This window comes from Rhizobium sp. A37_96 (assembly GCF_053521765.1).
In genome coordinates this window covers 418,588-434,741 of the sequence record NZ_JBNWDS010000002.1, presented here as the reverse complement: position 1 = coordinate 434,741, position 16,154 = coordinate 418,588, and the positions used below count along the sequence as shown (strand labels likewise).

15 protein-coding genes, 1 tRNA gene and 1 riboswitch are annotated in these 16,154 nt (G+C 61.8%); of the genes, 4 read left to right on the top strand and 12 right to left on the bottom strand.

Annotated elements, in window-relative coordinates:
- The first annotated feature begins 14 nt into the window (after positions 1-14).
- On the top strand, positions 15-911 hold the full coding sequence (locus ACQZ6J_RS08585; protein WP_449083380.1) for a LysR family transcriptional regulator: 897 nt from the start codon (positions 15-17) through the stop codon (positions 909-911).
- A gap of 6 nt (positions 912-917) precedes the next feature.
- On the opposite strand, the gene ACQZ6J_RS08580 is transcribed toward ACQZ6J_RS08585, so the two are convergent.
- Both ACQZ6J_RS08580 and ACQZ6J_RS08575 read right to left on the bottom strand, forming a co-directional pair.
- Positions 918-991 (bottom strand) — tRNA-Gly (locus ACQZ6J_RS08580).
- A 53-nt stretch (positions 992-1,044) separates the two neighbouring features.
- Entirely contained in the window at positions 1,045-2,139 is a 1,095-nt protein-coding gene (locus ACQZ6J_RS08575) for a 2'-deoxycytidine 5'-triphosphate deaminase (RefSeq protein ID WP_163984770.1), read from the bottom strand.
- A gap of 171 nt (positions 2,140-2,310) precedes the next feature.
- A riboswitch (SAM riboswitch) is annotated at positions 2,311-2,389 on the top strand.
- A 43-nt stretch (positions 2,390-2,432) separates the two neighbouring features.
- Here ACQZ6J_RS08575 and ACQZ6J_RS08570 point away from each other — a divergent pair.
- Entirely contained in the window at positions 2,433-3,620 is a 1,188-nt protein-coding gene (locus tag ACQZ6J_RS08570; RefSeq protein ID WP_449083377.1) for an O-succinylhomoserine sulfhydrylase, read from the top strand.
- An 80-nt stretch (positions 3,621-3,700) separates the two neighbouring features.
- Here ACQZ6J_RS08570 and ACQZ6J_RS08565 read toward each other — a convergent pair whose 3' ends face one another.
- Positions 3,701-4,414 carry a DNA helicase gene (locus ACQZ6J_RS08565; protein WP_163984772.1) on the bottom strand — a complete coding sequence of 238 codons (714 nt, stop codon included), beginning with the start codon at positions 4,412-4,414 and terminating at the stop codon, positions 3,701-3,703.
- Positions 4,415-5,027: 613 nt separating this feature from the next.
- On the opposite strand from ACQZ6J_RS08565, the gene apaG reads away from it, so the two are divergent.
- Complete coding sequence (apaG, locus tag ACQZ6J_RS08560) at positions 5,028-5,420, top strand: Co2+/Mg2+ efflux protein ApaG (protein WP_163985159.1); 393 nt, start codon at positions 5,028-5,030, stop codon at positions 5,418-5,420.
- A gap of 99 nt (positions 5,421-5,519) precedes the next feature.
- Here apaG and ACQZ6J_RS08555 read toward each other — a convergent pair whose 3' ends face one another.
- The 3 genes from ACQZ6J_RS08555 to ACQZ6J_RS08545 form a co-directional block, all read right to left on the bottom strand.
- Complete coding sequence (locus tag ACQZ6J_RS08555) at positions 5,520-6,509, bottom strand: Hsp33 family molecular chaperone (protein ID WP_163984773.1); 990 nt, start codon at positions 6,507-6,509, stop codon at positions 5,520-5,522.
- Positions 6,510-6,556: 47 nt separating this feature from the next.
- Positions 6,557-7,474, bottom strand: a complete 918-nt coding sequence (argF, locus tag ACQZ6J_RS08550; RefSeq protein WP_163984774.1) for an ornithine carbamoyltransferase — start codon at positions 7,472-7,474, stop codon at positions 6,557-6,559.
- Between the two features lie 73 nt (positions 7,475-7,547).
- Positions 7,548-8,747 (bottom strand): acetylornithine transaminase, encoded by a 1,200-nt coding sequence (locus tag ACQZ6J_RS08545; RefSeq protein WP_449083374.1) that lies wholly within the window; start codon positions 8,745-8,747, stop codon positions 7,548-7,550.
- 425 nt (positions 8,748-9,172) lie between these two features.
- On the opposite strand from ACQZ6J_RS08545, the gene ACQZ6J_RS08540 reads away from it, so the two are divergent.
- Positions 9,173-9,709, top strand: a complete 537-nt coding sequence (locus ACQZ6J_RS08540) for a GcrA family cell cycle regulator (protein ID WP_163984776.1) — start codon at positions 9,173-9,175, stop codon at positions 9,707-9,709.
- 90 nt (positions 9,710-9,799) lie between these two features.
- Here ACQZ6J_RS08540 and phoB read toward each other — a convergent pair whose 3' ends face one another.
- The 6 genes from phoB to ACQZ6J_RS08510 form a co-directional block, all read right to left on the bottom strand.
- The gene (phoB, locus tag ACQZ6J_RS08535) at positions 9,800-10,483 is read right to left on the bottom strand and encodes a phosphate regulon transcriptional regulator PhoB (RefSeq protein WP_004128368.1); all 684 of its coding nucleotides are present in this window, start codon (positions 10,481-10,483) and stop codon (positions 9,800-9,802) included.
- A 30-nt stretch (positions 10,484-10,513) separates the two neighbouring features.
- Positions 10,514-11,227, bottom strand: a complete 714-nt coding sequence (gene phoU, locus ACQZ6J_RS08530; RefSeq protein ID WP_163984777.1) for a phosphate signaling complex protein PhoU — start codon at positions 11,225-11,227, stop codon at positions 10,514-10,516.
- 51 nt (positions 11,228-11,278) lie between these two features.
- Positions 11,279-12,094 (bottom strand): phosphate ABC transporter ATP-binding protein PstB, encoded by an 816-nt coding sequence (gene pstB, locus ACQZ6J_RS08525; protein ID WP_163984778.1) that lies wholly within the window; start codon positions 12,092-12,094, stop codon positions 11,279-11,281.
- A 14-nt stretch (positions 12,095-12,108) separates the two neighbouring features.
- Positions 12,109-13,443 carry a phosphate ABC transporter permease PstA gene (pstA, locus tag ACQZ6J_RS08520; RefSeq protein ID WP_449083371.1) on the bottom strand — a complete coding sequence of 445 codons (1,335 nt, stop codon included), beginning with the start codon at positions 13,441-13,443 and terminating at the stop codon, positions 12,109-12,111.
- Positions 13,440-14,921: a phosphate ABC transporter permease subunit PstC gene (gene pstC / locus ACQZ6J_RS08515; RefSeq protein ID WP_163984780.1), complete on the bottom strand. Its 1,482-nt coding sequence runs from the start codon at positions 14,919-14,921 to the stop codon at positions 13,440-13,442. Before pstC ends, pstA begins: the two co-directional genes overlap by 4 nt.
- A gap of 62 nt (positions 14,922-14,983) precedes the next feature.
- Positions 14,984-16,018, bottom strand: coding sequence for a substrate-binding domain-containing protein (locus tag ACQZ6J_RS08510; RefSeq protein WP_449083368.1), 1,035 nt, complete (start codon positions 16,016-16,018; stop codon positions 14,984-14,986).
- Positions 16,019-16,154: the final 136 nt, after the last annotated feature.

Genomic DNA, 16,154 nt, shown 5'->3' with positions numbered 1-16,154 from the left:
TATGCGAGTTTGGCATGAACATTCATGATCTGGAAGCTTTCGTCGCCGTGGTGGAAACCGGATCGATCGTGGCCGCCGCCGCGCGCATCAATCTGACGCAGCCGGGCATCACACGGCGCGTACAGAACCTGGAAGACAGTCTCGGCATCGCTCTGCTCGACAGGCAGTCGAAGCCGCTGAAGCCGACAGCGGCCGGGCGCGAGGCCTACGAGCACGGACGCCGTGTCCTGCGCTCGCTCGATGACCTGAAGGCCGGCGGCATGATCGGCGGCGAATTCCGTCTCGGCATCATGCCTTATCTTTCCGAGGCGGCTTTGTCGGCGCCGCTCGATGAGCTGCGCAGCCAGTTTCCGCAATTGACGCTACGCATCGTCACCAGCTGGTCGCCACAGCTTATCGAGCAGGTCGCTCATAGCCAGCTGGATGCAGCGACGGTGTGCCTGGCGGAGGGCGTGCAGCCGCCGGACAATGTCGTCGGCGATGTGCTCGGCGTCCACAACGTCATCCTCGTCGCCTCGCCGTCGCTCGGCGTTCCCAAGGAACCTCGGCTCGAGGAGCTTTCCCGCTTCCCATGGATCATGAACCAGAGCGGCTGCGGTTTCCGCGCCTTCATTCAACACCGCTTCGAAGCCGAACGCCTGCCCTTCGACGTCGGGGTGGAGGCCATGAGCGCCGACCTGCGCATGTCGCTGGTTGCGCGCGGCCTCGGGATCGGCGTCCTGACGCCGGCGGCGCTGGCCGACAGCCGCTGGCGCAACGCCGTCGAAATCATCGAGGCCCCGGATTTCAGCCCGAAAGTGGTCAACTGGCTCGTACATCGGCCGCCGGCCGGACGCCTGGCCCGCCCGATTGCAACCTTCGGCGAGGCATTGATGGAGACGCTGAAAACGAAGAGACTATTTCTGACGTGAAGATTCTGGAGCGGGTGAAGGGAATCGAACCCTCGTATTCAGCTTGGGAAGCTGCTGCTCTACCATTGAGCTACACCCGCCTGACACGCAGAGATGTCCAACAGTTGACGGCCTGTGTCAAGGCCGGGCCGGTTCAAAGCCGGAAGTGCTTCGAGAGTTTCAGGCCCTGCGCCTGATAGTTCGAACCGAGGCCGGAGCCGTAGAGGCTGCTCGGCTGTTCCAGCATGTGTTCGTAGATCAGGCGGCCGACGATCTGGCTATCCTCGAGGATGAAGGGCACTTCATGGCTGCGCACCTCCAGCACGGCGCGGCTGCCGCGGCCGCCGGCCGGCGCGTGGCCGAAGCCGGGGTCGAAGAAGCCGGCATAGTGGACGCGAAATTCGCCGACCAGCGGATCGAACGGCGTCATTTCGGCGGCAAAATGCGGCGGCACATGCACCGCCTCGCGCGACACGAGGATGTAGAATTCGTCGGGATCGAGGATCAGCTCGGTACGGCCGCGGCTATAGAGTGGCTCCCAGAAATCGAAAATATCGTGCTGAGCCTTCTTGTCGACATCGACGACGGCCGTGTGATGCTTGCCACGATAGCCGATCAGCCCTTCTTTGTCGCCGGCAAGGTCGATCGACAGCGCGATGCCGCCGCCGGTGATATTGGGCTTCTTGCTGGCGACCAGCGTCTCGCTTTCATGCAACGCCAGCAATTCCGGCTCGGTGAGCAGGGCCTGGCCGACGCGGAAGCGGATCTGCGACAGGCGCGAGCCGCGACGCACGACGATCGGAAAGGTGCGCGGGCTGATTTCAAGATAGAGCGGGCCGGAATAGCCGGCCGGAATCTTGTCGAACTCCTGGGCCCGGTCGGTGATGACGCGGGTGAAGATATCGAGACGGCCGGTCGAGCTCTTCGGATTGGCCGATGCCGACATGTCCGCCGGCAGGTCCAGCCGCTCCATCAGCGGCACGATGTAGACGCAGCCGGTTTCCAGCACCGCGCCTTCGGAGAGATCGACCACATGCAGCTTCAGCCGGTCCAGCTTGTCGGCAACGAGGTGGGACGGACCCGGCATGAAGCTGGCGCGAACGCGGAAGGCATGCGAGCCAAGCCTCAGATCAAGACTTGCCGGCTGGATCTGATCGACATCCAGCTCTTTCTCGCTCGTCAGCCGCCCGGCGTCAAAGAGCGCTGCGATGGCGCGATCGGCCAAAATTCCAGTATTGCGAGCCATCATGCCTCATCCCCAGCGCATAACCCGGCAAGTAGAGAGCCAACTAGCCGGGTTATGCGCCGATTTAATATGCCACTGCGACCTTTGCGCATCCTGACGGACGCACGGGCAGTAATTTGTCGCAGACAAAACCAAACTCGGGGAATTGACGCAAGCCGTCAACGGCAGTATTGCAACTTATCCCGTGGTGATTTGGCCGGTCGGCTTGCAGCCACGTTAAACAAGTGGCTAAAAAGACCGGGTTGAAACCGGTCTGCAATTGCGGCCGGTTTTTTTGTTTTGAAAGTGGTGATGGCATGAGCAAGACTTGGCGCCCCGCAACCCAACTCGTTCACGGCGGAACGCTCCGTTCGCAATTCGGCGAAACGTCCGAAGCAATCTATCTGACCCAGGGTTTCGTCTATGATACCTCGGAAGCGGCGGAAGCCCGCTTCAAGGGCGAGACAGACGGTTTCATCTATGCCCGTTACGGCAGCCCGACCAACGACATGTTCGAAAAGCGCATGTGCGCTCTGGAAGGCGCCGAAGATGCCCGCGCCACCGCTTCCGGCATGGCCGCGGTCTCCGCCGCCATCCTCTGCCAGCTGAAGGCCGGCGACCACATCGTCGCAGCCCGTGCCCTCTTCGGCTCCTGCCGCTGGGTCGTCGAGACGCTCGCGCCGAGATACGGCATCGAATGCACGCTCGTCGACGGGCGTTTCGTGGAGAACTGGGAGAAGGCGATCCGCCCGAACACCAAGCTCTTCTTCCTCGAAAGCCCGACCAATCCGACGCTGGAAGTGGTCGATATCACCGCTGTCGCCAAGCTCGCCAACCAGATCGGCGCCAAGGTCGTGGTCGACAACGTCTTCGCCACGCCGCTCTTCCAGAAGCCGCTGGAACTCGGCGCCCATATCGTCGTCTACTCCGCCACCAAGCATATCGACGGCCAGGGCCGTTCGCTCGGCGGCGTCATCCTTTCCGACAAGCAGTGGATCGACGAACAGCTGCAGGACTATTTCCGCCATACCGGCCCGGCCATGTCGCCTTTCACCGCATGGACGCTGCTGAAGGGCATCGAGACGCTGCCCCTTCGCGTAGCGCAACAGACGGTGAACGCCGCCAAGGTGGCCGATTTCCTCGCCGAGCAGGGCAGCAAGGTCGCCCGCGTGATCTATCCCGGCCGCAAGGATCATCCGCAGGCCGATATCATCGCCAAGCAGATGAGCGGCGGCTCCACTCTCGTCGCCTTCGAACTGAAGGGCGGCAAGGAAGCAGCCTTCAAGCTGCAGAACGCATTGGAAATCGTGAAGATTTCCAACAATCTCGGCGACAGCAAGAGCCTGATTACCCATCCGGCCACCACGACGCACAAAAACCTCACCGACGAGGCCCGTGCCGAGCTCGGCATTTCGCCGGGCACCGTGCGCTTCTCTGCCGGTATCGAGGACAGCGAAGACCTGGTCGAGGATTTCGCCCGCGCCCTGGCGCAGGTTTCCGCCTGATATTGCTCGAGCCGCCCGGATTTTTCTCCGGGCGGCTCGACCTGCCCATATCGGGCAATGTCGCAGGATATCGTGGCCCGTCAGCCGGCGGCCTTGAACTGAACCAGGCCGTTGTTCAGGAAGAACATCTTGTCGAACAGCGTCAGGTCCAGAGGGTTTGGCAGGCGGACGTCTTCAAGATCAGGCAAGGGTTTCAGCGTCGGATCGTATGAACGATCGATCTGCGAGAGAAACACGACGATCACGCCTTTCGCGCGCGCGAATGCCTTCAACGCCTGAACCTGGGTCATCACATCAGGCTTTTCCCGCTTCTGATCGAGCAGCTGCAGATAGTCGACCACCGCCAGCGTGCCGCGCGGCGCGGCGGCCAGCTTCTCGACGATATAGTCGGCGCTGATGGCGTCGGAGCTGTCGAATTCGAACAATGCGGCAAACTCGGCATAGTCGGCGCCGATCACCCGGAAGCGGTCCTGAACGACCTTTTCCGTGTCCTCCAACGTGAAAAAGACGCCGCGATTGCCGGTCCTCATGGCTTCGACGACAAGCCTCAGGCTCATGAGCGTTTTACCATGGCCGGGCCGGGCGCCGATCAGCACGAGATCACCCGGGCCAAGCCGCGAATACAGATCGCCGATGGAAACAGCGGCATTCGTTTTGGACGCAAGCAAGCTCCAGCCTTCGAAACCCTCGCCGGCCGCGATGCGATCCAGCGCGGCATGCAGGGGGATCTTCTGCTGGCGGGACAACAGCCTCGCCTTGCGTTTCAAATGATATACAGGGGCAGAAAGCCTCATCTAAACCTCCTATTTGCGAGCAATGACCGCAACCCCTCCTTATGCCCGGCGCTCAAACAGTCGGTTTGGATATCGACGGCCCCGCATGAAATATACTTTCCCGAATGGAGGGGGGAGGCACGGGCCATGCCAGAATCAGATGATAGCCGAAATTCCCTTGCCAGAAAATCTCTGGCCGGCATTTCCCGGCGGAACATGAGATGAGATCAGGTATTGTAGGATTCAGAGGTTTCGACTGCAGGTCGCAAGACCTGACATAGAACTTAAGTGAACCTGCAATTGCAGCAAGCGTATCTGCCCGTCATGCCGGACTGTACCGGGAATTGTGGTAGACGAGACTAAATGACAAACGGAACGAGATACTTTGAGAGCAAGATGCTAACCTTTTTCATCAACCGTAATAGCTGAAACTCATAACGCTCCGCTCTCCAGGAGCGAGATTTCATCACGCCGTTCCTTGACGGAATGGATCGGTTATAGGATACCGCTAGATATCCTGCACTTTGCGGGAGTGGTGGAAAGCGGATAATATGCCGCAGACTTGGAAATGCTGGAGCGGCGGTGAGGCTTGAAGAAGCGCTCGACGTTTCAGGGCAGTGGCAAGGTATCAGGCATGTATCGCGCCCTAACACGCGACATTGAAGTCGTCGTCGAACCATTTTATCTGGAGGAGCAATCCGATCCGGACGACGATCGCTATGTCTGGGGATATCGCATCGTCATCTCCAACCATTCCAAGGAAGCCGTCAAGCTGGTGACGCGCTACTGGCACATCACCGACATGAACGGCATCGTGGATGAAGTGACGGGCCCCGGTGTCGTCGGCGAACAGCCGCACCTGAAGCCCGGCGATACCTACGAATATTCTTCCGGCTGCCCTCTGGATACGCCGTCAGGGATGATGTTCGGCCACTACCAGATGGAAACGGACGACGGGGAGCTTTTCCATGTCAAGATCCCCGCCTTCTCACTGGATACGCCGAACCTGCTGCGCACGCTGAACTAGGCAATTCCCGCTTTTCCTCGATAAGCGCAAACCCCTATTTTCCTGCATTCCGGACGGAAAACCGCTGCGTACTTTTCTCTGAAATGCTCGGAAGCGGCATCAGGCCGCTTCTATCTCGGACACTTCGAAGCGATAGGTCGTCGAGCAGAATTCGCAGGTCACGGCGACTTCGCCATTGTCCTGGCTGGCCTCGATCTCCTCGGCGCTAAAGCCCTTCAAGACGCCCTTCAGCTTGTCCCGCGAGCACGAACAGCGATCATAGACGGCCTTCGGTTCGTAGACGCGCACGCCGCGCTCGTGAAAGAGGCGATAGAGAAGGCGCTCGGTGCCGACCTGCGGATCCGTAAGCTCGTCGGCATCGATGGTTTCCACCAGACTGCGCGCTTCCGACCAGGCATCGTCCTCGACATGATGGCGCACGCCGGTATCGCCGTCGCCGCCATGCAGGTCCGGCTGGCGCATGCGCTCGGGAGCCTCCGGCAGGAACTGGGCAATCAGGCCGCCCGCCCGCCAGCGATGACGCGGCTTGCCTTCCTCGTCGCGGTCGAAGAGTTCGGCGGCACCCAGGCGCACGCGCGTCGGGATCTGTTCCGACTGGCGGAAATAGGTGCCGGCAATCTCCTCGAGCGAAGCGCCGTCGAGAGCGACGATGCCCTGATAGGGCTGAGTGAAGCGACCCTGGTCGATGGTGAAGGCGAGAACGCCCTTGCCCAGCAGTTGTTCCGGCTCGGTCCGGCCTTCGGCCACCGCCTTCGTCAGTGCCGCCTCGTCGAAGCGAGCGTAGGCGCGGACATTTTCCGGCGTCGAGAAATCGGCAACCAGAAGATCGACGGGACCGTCGCTCTTGGTCTGCACGGTGAATTTGCCTTCGAACTTCAGCGACGTCCCGAGAAGCACCGTCAGGACGATGGCCTCGGCCAGGAGGCGCGCGACCGGGGTCGGATAGTCATGCCGGGCAAGAATGGCGTCCAGCAGCGGACCGAGCTGCACGGCACGGCCGCGCACGTCCAAACCTTCCACCTGGAAGGGGACGACGTGATCGTCACCGGCAAAATCGAATTGACCCAGCGATGCGGCATTTTCGGCCATTGCTTTACTCCTACTGCGCCCGCGCCCTCAGACGCGGCTTCATATCCTCAGATTGCGCCCAGGCACCAAGCAAGAATCGACTTTTGCGCATGAAGGCGGTTTTCCGCCTCATCGAAAACAACGGATTGCGGACCGTCGATCACTTCGTCCGTCACTTCCTCCCCGCGATGGGCGGGCAGGCAATGCATGAACAACGCGTCTTTGCCGGCCTGTGCCATCAAAGCCTGGTTGACCTGATAGGGCTGGAAGACGTTGTGACCGCGTGCCCGGTGTTCCTGATTCATGGAGACCCAGGTATCGGTTACCACGCAATCGACGCCGGCAACCGCACGGTCTGCATCATGCGTGAGCATGATTTCGGCGCCCTCATTGCGGGCCCAGTTCAGATAGTGATCCTTCGGCTCGGAACCAAGAGGCACCGCCATATTCATGCGATAGCCGAAACGCGCTGCGCCTTCGATCAGTGAATGCAGCACGTTGTTGCCGTCGCCCGTCCAGGCGATGGACTTGCCCTTGATCGGACCGCGATGCTCCTCGAAGGTCATGATGTCAGCCATGATCTGGCAGGGATGCGTGTCGTCGGTCAGCGCGTTGATGACCGGAACGGTCGCATGTTCCGCCAGCTCCAGCAGGCGCGAGTGATCCGTCGTGCGGATCATGATCGCATCGACATAGCGCGACAGAACCTTCGCGGTATCGCCGATCGTCTCGGCGCGGCCGAGCTGCATTTCGGTGCCGGAGAGGAAGAGCGTCTCGCCGCCCAGCTGGCGCATACCGACATCGAACGATACGCGCGTTCGGGTGGAAGGCTTCTCGAAGATCATCGCCAGCATCTTGCCGGCAAGCGGCTTGTCGGCCGTGCCAGCCTTCAATGCCTTCTTTCGCACGATCGCATCATCGATGATGTTGCGCAGCTCAGCGGCCGCAACGGCCGAGAGGTCGAGAAAGTGTTTCGGAGAAGCCATGTCCTTACCTGTACTCCAGAAAAAACAATAACGCCCGCGTGGGGCAAGAACGCCCCAACAGCGGGCGCTGAGTTCAAGCCGATTTCTTGACGCGAACGGCGCGCGCGCGCTCTGCGGCGCGCTCGATGCGGGCGAGGCCTTCGCGTGCCTCCTCGGCGGTCACGATCAGCGGCGGAAGCAGACGAATGACGTTGTCGCCGGCCGGAACACCAAGCAGATGTTCGGTGCGGATCGCCTGCAGCAGGTCCGCCTGCGGGATGGCGGCCTTGATGCCGAGCATGAGACCTTCGCCGCGAATATCCTCGATGATATCCGGGAAACGATCCTTGAGCGAGGCAAGGCCCTGGCGGAAGATCAAGGCGACATCGCGCACATGCTCAAGGAAGCCATCGGCCAGCACGATATCGAGCACCGCATTGCCGACCGCCATGGCAAGCGGATTGCCGCCATAGGTCGATCCGTGCGTGCCGGCCTTCATGCCCGAGGCGGCTTCCGCCGTCGCAAGGCAGGCGCCGAGCGGGAAACCACCGCCGATACCCTTGGCGACGGCCATGATATCCGGCTTGATACCGGCCCATTCATAGGCAAAGAGCTTGCCGGTGCGGCCAACGCCGGACTGGACTTCGTCGAGAACCAGCAGCAGGCCGTGCTCGTCGCAGATCTGGCGGAGACCGCGCATGAATTCGTTCGTCGCCGGGCGGATGCCGCCCTCGCCCTGCACCGGCTCGACCAGGATCGCGGCCGTCGCATCGGTGATGGCCGCGCGCACGGCGTCAAGGTCGCCGAAAGGCACCGGATCGAAGCCCGGAGCCTTCGGGCCGAAACCTTCGATGTATTTTTCCTGGCCACCGGCGGCGACCGTCGCGATGGTACGGCCGTGGAAGGCTCCCTCGAAGGTGATGATATGGAACTTTTCGGGATGCCCCTTGGCGAAGTGATAGCGCCGCGCCGTCTTGATGGCGCATTCCAGCGCCTCGGCGCCGGAGTTGGTGAAGAACACCTTGTCGGCGAACGTGGCTTCCGTCAGGCGCTTCGACAGCTTCTCCTGGCCGGGCACTTCATAGAGGTTGGAGAGATGCCAGACCTTGTCGGCCTGCGCCTTCAATTCCGCGACGAGATGGGGGTGCGCATGACCGAGCGAATTGACCGCCACGCCAGCCGCGAAATCGAGATAGCGTTCGCCATTTTCGGTCACCAGCCAGACGCCCTCGCCTCGCTCGAACCGCAGCGGAGCACGCATGTAGGTATCATAAAGCGGCGCGGTCTCTGCCATGGCCATTTCTCCTCGATCACAACTTTAAGGACCAATCGCTTCCGTTTGATGAAACGGACCCGAAAAAATCAAAAATGCCGCCTTGCGGCGGCTTGCGCACTATTGATGTTTTGCACCGCGATGTCAACAAAACTGGCGGTTTAGCAGGTGCGAGAAAGCGCTGCCGGCCAAAAGAGATGGGTTCTGCAGCGCCTATTGCAGAAATGCCACGCCCGGACAGCAAGTTGGGGAAAACCTCGAAATCGATTCCACAAGATTCCCGCGACTCTTGTCACGGAGTCAGCCTCACACTAGGTTAAAAACCAATTGCTAGACTGCATGCGGCGGAACTAGTCACCACAATTTTAGAGCGTTTCGCGTCTCGTTCCCATGCGAGGCAATGGTGAGGGATTCTGCCATCGGAAACGCGGCAGCGGAGACAGGGCATGAATTGGACAGACGAACGCGTCGAGAAGCTGAAAAAGCTATGGTCCGAAGGTTTGAGCGCCAGCCAGATCGCGGCGCAGCTTGGTGGCGTAAGCCGTAATGCCGTCATCGGCAAGGTGCACCGCCTGAACCTCCCCGGCCGAGCGAAGGCTGGCGGCACGGCGACCGCTGCCCGCACGCCGAAACGCAACGCCACGGCACCTCGCCCTGCCAGCTTCGGCTCGCGCGTTGCGACGCGCACGGTGGTTGCCCGGCAGCAGGGCGCGACCATGCTGAAGGAAGAGATCGACGTCGATACGGTCAATGAAATCCAATATCGTCCGGCTTCCAACGTCGTCGTCCCGATCTCCCGTCGCCTCGGCCTGACGGAGCTGACGGAGCGCACCTGCAAGTGGCCGGTCGGCGATCCGCTGAAGGACGATTTCCACTTCTGCGGCAACGAGAGCCCGGATGCATCGCCCTATTGCGGCTATCATCAGCGCCTGGCCTACCAGCCCGTGCACGAACGGCGCCGGCCGGCTCAACCACGCGGCTGAGATCTATCATCGCCGAGACAAAAGAAACGGGCCCTTGAGGCCCGTTTTCTGTTTCCGCCGCTATGTCGATGCCTGAGCGGGCCTTGCCGCTCAGGCCTCCATGGAATAGCCCGCGCCGCGAACGGTGCGGATGACATCCTGCATATTGGAGAAGTTGAGCGCCTTGCGCAGGCGGCCGACATGGACGTCGACGGTGCGTTCGTCGACATAGATATCGTGCCCCCATACGCCGTCCAGCAGCTGCGAGCGCGAGAAGACGCGGCCCGGCGAGGACATCAGGAATTCCAGCAGGCGGAATTCCGTCGGCCCCAACCGCACTTCGCGGCTCTTGCGGTGGACGCGATGGGTTTCGCGGTCCAGCTCGATATCGCCGCAACGCAGCACCGTGGAGAGCACCTCCGGACGGGCGCGCCGCAGCATCGCCTTGACGCGGGCCATCAGCTCCGGCGTCGAAAACGGCTTGACGACATAATCGTCCGCGCCGGTGGAAAGGCCGCGCACGCGCTCGCTTTCCTCGCCGCGGGCGGTGAGCATGATGATCGGCAGGCGCTCCGTCTCCGGCCGCATGCGCAGCCGGCGGCAGAGCTCGATGCCGGACACGCCGGGGAGCATCCAGTCGAGGATCAGAAGATCGGGGATGCGCTCCTGGAGACGCAGCTCGGCCTCATCGCCTCTGAGGATGGTGTCGACCTCGAAGCCTTCGGCCTCGAGATTGTAGCGCAGCAGAACGCTCAGCGCTTCCTCGTCTTCTACAACAGCAACTCTCGGAACCATGCGCCTGTGGTCTCCTTTTTCGCTTCCAGATTATTCCGTCACCGCGCCGACGGTATTGGCGGTATCGTCCTTCGGGCGCTCGCCTTCGGGCTGGGCACCGGTCGCCATGTAGTAGATCGTCTCGGCGATGTTGGTGGCATGGTCGCCGATGCGCTCGATGTTCTTCGCGCAGAAGAGAAGATGCGTGCAGGTGGTGATGTTGCGCGGATCTTCCATCATGTAGGTCAGCATCTCGCGGAAGAGCGAGGTGTACATGGCGTCGATTTCCTCGTCCCGCTCGCGGATCGAGACGGCCTTGTCGGGCGAACGGGTCGCATAGACGTCTAGAACTTCCTTCAGCTGGCTCAGCGCCAGTTCGGAGAGATGCTCGATGCCGCGGGCGAGACGACGCGGAACGCCGGTGCCCTGCACGGCGATGACGCGCTTGGCGGTGTTCTTGCCAAGGTCGCCGACGCGCTCCAGATCGGAGGCGATGCGGATCGAACCCATGATCTCGCGCAGGTCGGCGGCCATCGGCTGACGGCGAGCGATGGTGACGATCGCCTTGTCGCCGATTTCGCGCTCCGCATGGTCGAGAACGACGTCGTCCGAGATGACCTTCTGGGCAAGAGCGGCGTCGCTGTTGACCAGTGCGCGGACGCTGTCGCTGACCATCTGCTCGGCCAGGCCGCCCATTTCGGCAATGCGGCGCGTCAGGAACTTCAGGTCTTCGTCATAGGCAGAGAGAATGTGAGTGGAGACCATTTTTCTATCCTCAAGGTGAACTGTGTGAAAGGAGCCGCGCGCGCAGCATCATCAACCAAAACGGCCCATGATGTAATCCTGCGTGCGGTAATCGTCGGGATTGGTGAACATCTTATCGGTATCGTTCTCCTCAACCAGATGGCCGAGATGGAACATTGCGGTGCGTTGCGAAACGCGGGCTGCCTGCTGCATGGAATGCGTCACGATGACGATCGTGAAATTTTCCCGCAGCTCATGAATGAGATCCTCGACCTTTGCGGTTGCGATCGGATCGAGCGCGGAACACGGCTCGTCCATCAGGATGACCTCCGGGCTGACGGCAACGGCGCGGGCGATGCACAGGCGCTGCTGCTGCCCGCCCGAAAGGCTCGTGCCGGCGTCGTAGAGCCTGTCCTTGACCTCGCCCCACAGACCCGCCTTCTGCAGGCTGGTCTCGACGATATGATCGAGATCGGCCTTGGAACGGTGCAGGCCATGGATGCGCGGGCCGTAGGCGACGTTTTCGTAGATCGACTTCGGAAACGGGTTGGGCTTCTGAAAAACCATGCCGACCCGGGCGCGCAATTCCACCACGTCGATGCTGTCGTCATAGACGTCCTGATCGTCGAGCGTGATCTTGCCGGTGACGCGGCAGGTCTCGATCGTATCGTTCATGCGGTTGAGGCAGCGCAGGAAGGTGGACTTGCCGCAGCCGGAAGGGCCGATCAGGGCCGTGACCGTATTGGCGCGGATCTTGAGGTTGACGTCGAAGAGCGCGCGCTTATCGCCGTAAAAGACCGAAACGTCCTGGCCGATCATCTTGTAAGGGATCATCGTCATCTTCCTGGTCAATGCTCTTTCGCTTGCGGCTTCCGTCATCATGTTCATCCCACGGCCCTCCCTTACCAACGCCGCTCGAAGCGGCGGCGCAGCAGGATCGCGCCGATGTTCATCGCGACGAGGAAGAAGAGCAGGACGATGATCGCCCCGGACGTTCTTTCGACGAAGGCACGCTCGGCTTCGCTCGCCCACATATAGATCTGCACCGGCAGCGCCGTCGAAGGATCGAGAGGCGATGTCGGATAGTTGGTGACGAAGGCGACCATGCCGATCAGCAGCAGCGGCGCCGTCTCGCCGAGCGCATGGGCAAGCCCGAGAATGGTGCCCGTCAGGATGCCGGGCATGGCAAGCGGCAGGACGTGATGGAAGACCATCTGCATGCGCGACGCACCGAGGCCGAGCGCCGCGCTGCGGATCGACGGCGGCACGGCCCGCAATGCCGAGCGCGTGGCGATGATGATCATCGGCAGCGTCATCAGGCTGAGCACCAGCCCGCCGACCAGCGATGCCGAGCGCGGCAGCCCCATCGTGTTGATGAAGACCGAGAGGCCCAGCAGGCCGTAGACGATCGACGGCACGGCGGCGAGGTTGTTGATGTTGACCTCGATCAGGTCCGTCAGCCGGTTCTTCGGCGCGAATTCCTCCAGATAGATCGAGGCCGCGACACCGACGGGCAGAGCGAGCGCGAGCACGGTCAGCATCAGATAGAGCGAGCCGATCAGAGCGACGCCAAGGCCCGCGGCCTCGGGCCGGCTCGAATTGCCCGACAGGAAGAGGCCGCTGTTGAAAGCCTCGTAGAGGGCGCCGCTTTCGCCGAGCTGCTTCATCCAGGCGACCTGTTGATCGGACACCTTGCGGTCCTTCTCGTCGACGGTCAGGTCGACCTGGCCCTTGTTGGCGGAATCGATGTTGGCGCTGGCAAGGAAGGTGACGTTCTGCGTCGTTCCGATGATGGACGGATTGGCGGCCACCCTGTCGCGAAGCACGATCCTGGCGTTGTCGGACACCATCGCCGTTGCCGCGCGCACGAGCGCGCGATTGGCGGGATCGATACCGAGCGCCTTTACGAGGGCATCCCGCACCAGGACCGGATAGTTGGCCGATATCAGCACATTCGGATCGCCGGCGCGCTTGCCCGCCGGATCGATCGCCTTCTCGCTGAATTCGATCGGCAGGGTGATCGAGGTCTGAACGAAGGCGGTGTAGCCGTTGCGGACCACCGTCGAGACGAGGATGGCAAGGAATACCAGACCGAAGATGACGGCGGTAAATCCGTAGGCGCGAAAGCGGCGCTCGGCTGCATAGCGGCGCCTGATGCCGATATCGCGCCGCGCCGGAGCGCCCGGCGTCAGCCCGCGCGGCATGTTCTGCGACGGGGAGGATACGACGTCGCTCATTCGTATTGCTCCCTGTAGCGGCGGACGATGTAGAGGGCATAGACGTTGAGGCACAGCGTCAGGCAGAACAGCGTGATGCCGAGCGCGAAGGCGACGAGCGTCTGCGGCGAGGTGAACTCCAGGTCGCCGGTCAGCTGGTTGACGATCTTCACGGTCACGGTCGTCATCGGCTCGAAGGGATCGAACTGCATGCGGGCGGCGACGCCGGCGGCCAGCACCACGATCATCGTCTCGCCGATGGCCCGCGAGGCGGTCATCAGCAGCGCGCCGACGATGCCCGGAAGAGCTGCCGGCAAAAGGACGCGCTTGACCGTCTCCGAGCGCGTGGCGCCAAGGCCGAGCGAACCGTCGCGAAGCGAGCGCGGTACGGCCATGATGATATCGTCCGACAGCGAGGAAACGTAAGGGATGAGCATGACGCCCATGACGAAGCCGGCCGTCAGCACGCTCTGCGCCTCGATGAAGCTCGTATAGCTTCCCGTCACCAGGCCGTTGATGTCGGCCGAGATGTCCCTCAGGAAAGGCCCGACCGTCACGAGGGCAAAGAAGCCGTAGACGATCGTCGGAATGCCGGCCAGAACCTCCAGCATCGGCTTGGCGACGGAACGCACCCGCGCCGAGGCATATTCGGCCATGTAGATCGCGGCGAACAAGCCGATGGGCACGGCGAAAAGCATGGCGACGAAGCCGATATAGATCGTGCCGGCCAGCAGGGGGATCAGACCGAAGGTTCCGGAGGTCTGAGCGCCGGCCGCGGCGAAGCGCGGATCCCAGACCGTGCCGAAAAAGAATTCGCTCGCAGGGACCACGCCGAAGAAGCGCGCCGCTTCCGAAAGCATCGAAATGACGATCCCGACCGTCGTCAGCACGGCAATCGACGAAGCGATGACGAGGGCGCCGAGAATGACCTGTTCGACACGGTTGCGAGCGCGAAACCGCGGAGCGATGGCGCGCAAACCGTAAACCGCGCACAGCAACGACAGGAGGATCGCCGATGCGGACATCACCATCCGGCTGACTTCGCGCATGCCGTTATATTTGTTGGCCGCGTCGATCATATAGCCCGTCGGGCGAACGGCAAGCGGCACACCCTTGCGCACCAGCAGCAATTGCAGATCGGCCGTGCCGGCGGCAACTTCGCCAAGCTCCTCGTCATCGAGCAGGCGCATGCCGTGGGCGATACTGCGCACCATGCCGTAGCTGAGATTGAGTTCGGCCGGCGGCAGGGACTTCACCTCCTCGGGGAAGGATTTCACCACCAGGCGGTCGATGATTTCCGGACTGACGATCAGCCAGACGCAGACCAGGGCGAGCGCCGGAAGCACCGCCCAGATGGCGGCATAGGCGCCGTGATAGCCGAGCCGCGAATGCATGGATGAGAGCCTGCCGCCCGACAGCGCAGCCGCCCTCGCCCGCCCCAGCACGAATGCAAGGGCGCCGATGACCGACAGGCAGAGCAGCAGCAGCGATATACTCATTCCCATTCCCCGGCGAACGCCGGCACGGCAAGATGCTGCGCCGGCGTTCAATCCTTACGCACTCACATGATCTTCCCGTCAGCGAAGTCCTTGCGGATCTGGTCGCGCTCGCCGTCCGGAGCAGGCACAAGGCCGTATTCCGCCAGCGGGCTGTCCGGTCCGATCATCTGATCGCTCGTGAAGAAATCGACATATTCCTTGAGCCCCGGGATGACACCCAGATGGGCCTTCTTGACGTAGAAGAACAGCGGCCGCGACACCGGATAGGTGCCGTCGGCGATCGTCTGACCCGACGGCACGATGCCGCTGACCGTGGCGACCTTCAGCCTGTCGGCGTTGTTCTGATAGAAATACAGGCCGAAAACGCCGACGCCGTGCTTGTTGGCATTGATGCGCGCCAGCGTCTCGGGATAGTCGCCGTCGATATCGACGGCCAGGCCATCCTTGCGCACGGCAATGCATGTCTTCGTCTGCTGATCGGCATCCTGGACGCTGGCCTTGATGACATCGAGCGCGCCCGAATCCTTGCAGCCGGCAGCGAGCACCTTCTCTTCGAAAACCTCGCGCGTGCCGTGCTTCTCACCCGGAATATAGGCCGCGATCTCGAAATCCGGCAGCGACGGATTGATCTCGGACCACTTCCTGTAGGGATTGGCGACCAGCTTGCCGTCCACCACCACCTCGGCGGCCAGCGCCTTGTAGAGATCGGCAGGCACGAACCTTATGTCCGGATTGCTTTTGTCGAAAGCGAAGACGATGCCGTCATAGCCGATCTTGACCTGCTGGATATCGGCGACACCCGCCGCCTTGCAGGCATCGATCTCGCTATTCTTGATCGGCCGCGAGGAATTGGCGATGTCGATGGAATCCGTGCCGACGCCCTTGCAGAACTCCTTGAGGCCGGCACCGGAGCCGCCGGATTCGACGACGGGCGTCTTGAAGTTGGCGTAGGTCTCGCCGAAGGTTTCGGCAACGATCTTGGCATAGGGGAATACAGTGGAAGAACCGGAAATCTGAATCTGCTCGCGGGCGACGGCGGCGCCACCGAAGGCAGCCGATGCGACCAGCGCGAGAATAGACAATTTCAACGCGTTCATGAAGAATCCTCCCTGACGGGCTTTAAGAGCACGATGACGGGCGGCGCATCCGCCTGTTTCAGCGCTTCTTTCTTACCGGCCAAAGCACCGCCCTTTTATGTCAGGCGAGTGAAACAATTATGACAGTCCATCTGGT

Excerpts from the sequence above, each read along its gene's own strand:
- ACQZ6J_RS08545 (WP_449083374.1), bottom strand. The coding sequence starts at position 8,747 with ATGGCAGAGACCGCGCCGCTTTATGATACCTACATGCGTGCTCCGCTG.
- ACQZ6J_RS08585 (WP_449083380.1), top strand. The coding sequence starts at position 15 with ATGAACATTCATGATCTGGAAGCTTTCGTCGCCGTGGTGGAAACCGGA.
- ACQZ6J_RS08575 (WP_163984770.1), bottom strand. The coding sequence starts at position 2,139 with ATGATGGCTCGCAATACTGGAATTTTGGCCGATCGCGCCATCGCAGCG.
- ACQZ6J_RS08555 (WP_163984773.1), bottom strand. The coding sequence starts at position 6,509 with ATGGCCGAAAATGCCGCATCGCTGGGTCAATTCGATTTTGCCGGTGAC.
- ACQZ6J_RS08570 (WP_449083377.1), top strand. The coding sequence starts at position 2,433 with ATGAGCAAGACTTGGCGCCCCGCAACCCAACTCGTTCACGGCGGAACG.
- pstC (WP_163984780.1), bottom strand. The coding sequence starts at position 14,921 with ATGAGTATATCGCTGCTGCTGCTCTGCCTGTCGGTCATCGGCGCCCTT.
- argF (WP_163984774.1), bottom strand. The coding sequence starts at position 7,474 with ATGGCTTCTCCGAAACACTTTCTCGACCTCTCGGCCGTTGCGGCCGCT.
- apaG (WP_163985159.1), top strand. The coding sequence starts at position 5,028 with ATGTATCGCGCCCTAACACGCGACATTGAAGTCGTCGTCGAACCATTT.
- phoB (WP_004128368.1), bottom strand. The coding sequence starts at position 10,483 with ATGGTTCCGAGAGTTGCTGTTGTAGAAGACGAGGAAGCGCTGAGCGTT.
- phoU (WP_163984777.1), bottom strand. The coding sequence starts at position 11,227 with ATGGTCTCCACTCACATTCTCTCTGCCTATGACGAAGACCTGAAGTTC.
- ACQZ6J_RS08540 (WP_163984776.1), top strand. The coding sequence starts at position 9,173 with ATGAATTGGACAGACGAACGCGTCGAGAAGCTGAAAAAGCTATGGTCC.
- ACQZ6J_RS08565 (WP_163984772.1), bottom strand. The coding sequence starts at position 4,414 with ATGAGGCTTTCTGCCCCTGTATATCATTTGAAACGCAAGGCGAGGCTG.
- pstA (WP_449083371.1), bottom strand. The coding sequence starts at position 13,443 with ATGAGCGACGTCGTATCCTCCCCGTCGCAGAACATGCCGCGCGGGCTG.
- ACQZ6J_RS08510 (WP_449083368.1), bottom strand. The coding sequence starts at position 16,018 with ATGAACGCGTTGAAATTGTCTATTCTCGCGCTGGTCGCATCGGCTGCC.
- pstB (WP_163984778.1), bottom strand. The coding sequence starts at position 12,094 with ATGAACATGATGACGGAAGCCGCAAGCGAAAGAGCATTGACCAGGAAG.